General features: G+C 57.8%; 5 protein-coding genes. 2 read left to right on the top strand and 3 right to left on the bottom strand.

Annotated features, from left to right (window positions below; all coding sequences use genetic code 11):
• On the top strand, positions 1 to 825 hold an 825-nt coding region (locus tag A3754_RS27935), incomplete at its 5' end, for a hypothetical protein (protein ID WP_063520985.1).
• An 82-nt stretch (positions 826 to 907) separates the two neighbouring features.
• Here the strand turns inward: A3754_RS27935 and A3754_RS19225 are convergent.
• The 3 genes from A3754_RS19225 to A3754_RS19215 all read right to left on the bottom strand — a co-directional run bounded on the left by A3754_RS19225 (position 908) and on the right by A3754_RS19215 (position 2,778).
• Positions 908 to 1,570 carry a TIGR04211 family SH3 domain-containing protein gene (locus A3754_RS19225; protein ID WP_063520984.1) on the bottom strand — a complete coding sequence of 221 codons (663 nt, stop codon included), beginning with the start codon at positions 1,568 to 1,570 and terminating at the stop codon, positions 908 to 910.
• A gap of 147 nt (positions 1,571 to 1,717) precedes the next feature.
• A complete protein-coding gene (locus A3754_RS19220) occupies positions 1,718 to 2,017 on the bottom strand; it encodes a YciI family protein (RefSeq protein ID WP_063519151.1) in 300 nt (99 codons plus the stop codon).
• Positions 2,018 to 2,028: 11 nt separating this feature from the next.
• Positions 2,029 to 2,778 (bottom strand): VC0807 family protein, encoded by a 750-nt coding sequence (locus tag A3754_RS19215; RefSeq protein ID WP_231880700.1) that lies wholly within the window; start codon positions 2,776 to 2,778, stop codon positions 2,029 to 2,031.
• A gap of 165 nt (positions 2,779 to 2,943) precedes the next feature.
• On the opposite strand from A3754_RS19215, the gene A3754_RS19210 reads away from it, so the two are divergent.
• A partial coding sequence (locus A3754_RS19210; protein WP_369817630.1) for a PHP domain-containing protein occupies positions 2,944 to 3,525 on the top strand: 582 nt, incomplete at its 3' end.

The following is a 3,525-nucleotide window of genomic DNA, read 5'->3' as shown; positions in this document are numbered from 1 at the left end:
GTCGATGGTTTTTTTATCGGCCCCAACGAAATTGATACTGAAGAGCCTGGCACACAGCTGCGGATCATTGGCGCAAGCCGCTGGCAAGACAATGATGATGACGGCAGCGAGGTAAAAATCCGCGCCCGGGTAGAGCTGCCCAACGCCCAGGAGCGCCTGAGTCTGCTTTTCCAGAATGATGACGACACCAGTGGTGAGCTGCGCAATGATCTGGATAGTCGGCCAGAAGAGGTGGGGGACGACTCGGGTGGGTTCCGCACTGCCCTGCGGTGGGTAACCAGGATGCCGGATAGAATGAATCTGGATCTGGATGCGGGGCTGCGCTCTGAATTCACTACCTTCGTTCGCGCGCGTTATCGCTGGTACACGCCGTTGCCGGGAGGAAAAACCTATTTCCGGTTTACCCAGAAAGGCTACTGGGAAGATCCGGAAGGCTTCGGCATCAACTCCCTGTTTGAGCTGGACCGGCCGCTAACGCAGGCTTCCACGATTCGCTTCAGCAGTGAATATGAATTGACGGAAGAAAATAACGAGATGAACCGTGATTGGTACTTCAATCAGACGGTGAGCCTCTATACCCGCCTGGGCAAGCAATCCGGCATCGGCTACTCGGTGGGGTTTGATGGCTATACGGATCCCATTGCAGCGATTGAAACCTGGCGCACCAGTGTGCGCTTTCGACGTAGCGTCTGGCGACCCTGGTTCTTCTATGAAATCGAACCGTATGTATTCTGGCCTCGTTCACTGGGCTACGAGGGCATTACTGGCATTGTGCTAAGGGTGGAGGTGCAGGCAGGTTTGCCCGTGTGGGAATACCCGGAATAGGCGTTAACGCGGGGCGAGAGAACGGCTTTTCACTGGGGCGGGAGCGAGACGACGGCCCGGGTTGCCCCGGGCCGCATCCGGACTAGTTTGCCCAGCCGCCTCGCTGGCGACGGCCAGAGCGTGAACGCATCAGCACACCGGCAATCAGGCCGACAATCAGAATGCCCACGCCAGTGATCCATTGCTGGGACGTATTGTTGCTGCGCAGCATCACGTTCTCACCCTTGACCTGATCCAGCTCGGAACGCAGCAGGCTCAATTCTTCATTGAGGCGACGGTTAGCCTGGTCCAGACGAATGGGATCAGATGCCACTTCCTGAAGCTGCTCGAGTTCGTTGCTGCGTGAACTCAGGGAGCTTTTCAACTCGTTGGATTGCTCCGACAGGGCATCGCGCTCGCCCTTGATCTCGGCGAGCTGGGTGCGCAGCTTCGCCACTTCTGCCTTGGCTTGCTCGCTGGCCTGGGTGGCGCGCTCAAGACGAATTTCAGCAGTAGGGCTCTGGCTCAGGTATTGCTTGCCGATGTAGCCCTCGGTATCGCCGTAGCGAATCTTTGCCCAGTCGCCCTCGAAGCCCAAAAACTCGATACGTGTACCGCTTTTGATCCCGCGGTGAAGGATGCGTCCGCTGGGGTTGGCGGCGGCACGAATGGGTACATAAATACTGTCATCCACCCAGGCCGCAGCGGCGAGGGCGTTGCTGGATGCACTCAGCAATGCCAGTACACAGAATAATCTAGCGAGCATCAGTCACTCCTTGAGGTCAGGCCGCGCAGTCTAAAGAAGTCATGCGGGTAGCGGCGCTACCATAGTCACATTTCGCCGCGCAGGCCGTGGTGTCTTTGTAAAAAATAGCAAATTGCCATGACTGCCCATTCGTTGCGGCTGTAGCTTTCAGGGCAGTACGCGCTTGAAGGGCTTTACCGTAACGCTGGCGTACACGCCGGCATCCATATACGGATCCGCATCCGCCCAGGCCTGGGCAGCGTCCAGGGAATCAAATTCCGCAATGACCAATGATCCGGTAAAGCCCGCTGGGCCCGGGTCTTCACTGTCGATAGCCGGGTGTGGCCCTGCCAGTTGCAGGCGCCCTTGATCACGGAGGGCTTCCAGCCGCGCCAGGTGCGCGGGGCGAGCCTGTTTGCGTGACGGCAAGGAGTCAGGGACATCTTCACTGATGATCGCGTACAGCATGGTTTCGCTCTTTATTCAGGTTTGCGGTGGTGTGCGGCCATGATGTCTTCCAGGTCTAGCCCGGTCAGCTTGCCGATGCGGCGAAACAGGAAGAGCATGGCAAGAATCAGCACAATCATGGAGGGCAAGACAATAACCGGGTAGCTCAGAGCTGTCATCTTGCCCAGTTCGGCATTGAATGCCTCGCTGCCCGGCGGGCTGGTCAAAATTATTTTGGCCAGCACGTAGTTGAGCACAGAGGACAGGAAAAAGGAGGCCGCCACCATCCAGGAAGCCTGCTTGAGGGTCAGCTCGAAGGCGTGGAGGTTGTTGTTGTCTTCCAGTTTGGCGGCAATCCTGTCGGTATCCAGCACCTTGTCGTTGTAAATGAAAGTCTTTACCAGCGGCCAACGGGTGCGCAGGGATACCATCGTTGCAATGCCCAGCAAGGCCGGAATGGCAGCCTCTTTCATGGCGATATACTTGGCGTCCAGCTCCATCAGACTGATGCCGCCGGTAAGCATAATGCTGACGATGCCCAAGCCAGAGAAGAAATTGGCCTTGCCGTTCTGCAGGAAATCGCGCAGGCCGTAGAGCAAGGGGAAGGCCAGCGCCACCACAATGGCCCACTTGGTGCCCAGCCAGTCATCCCCGGAGAGTTTGGCCAGGATCAGGGCCGGAATCACGATATTGATCAGCAGGTTGGCCAGCAAGCTTTCCTGCTTTGGTGGCATGGCGCTGGCTGGCTTGCCGTTCTGTTCCGGGATGTTGCTTTCGCTCATTCGAGATTCCGTTTGATCAGTTTATGGCAGCCGGAGGGCGTTAAAGATGCCGGTGAAGGGCTCAAAAATGCTACCCTGCGCCTTGATTCCCGTCGTCAGCCTGTCGCAGTGAGCGTCTGTGACGCATGGGAGTCACGGCAGACACATCGAGAACCTTGAGAGGATCTGGCTATTTCTTGTAACCACACAATCGACCTGCACAGTCACAGTACAGCGTCGGACGGTATTCTAAGCCCTGCAGCGCTGGTGTCGAGGGCTGCGGACTATGGCGTAACCTGTCTGGCCCTGACTGACCACGATACCCTGGCCGGGTTGCCTGAAGCCCATGAGGCTGCCCGTCAGCACGACATCAGCCTGGTGAATGGTATCGAACTGTCTGTGCGTCACGAAAACCGGGAATATCATGTGCTTGGATTGTGGCTGGATACCGGTTGTGGTCAGTTACAGGAAAGGGTCGCAGCCCAGCAGGAGGCACGGGTAAATCGTGCCCGGGAGATTGGTCGCCGTCTGGATCGCGCAGCCACACTGGCCAACAGTTATGAGCGCACCTGTGAACTGGCGGGCACCGATGCGCCTGGGCGTCCTTTGTTTGCCCGTTTTCTTGAAGAAGCGGGCAGGGTGCGCAACCACCGGCATGCCTTCAACCGCTATCTGAAGCAGGGGCAATCCGCTTTTGTGGCGACGCCCTGGTGCGCTCTGGAAGAGGCCATTGCCGATATTCATGCTGCCGGCGGCACCGCGGTACTG

Source organism: Alcanivorax sp. HI0083, from assembly GCF_001635175.1.
The sequence above is the reverse complement of the archived record's forward strand: the minus strand, read 5'-3'. Positions and strand labels throughout refer to the sequence as shown.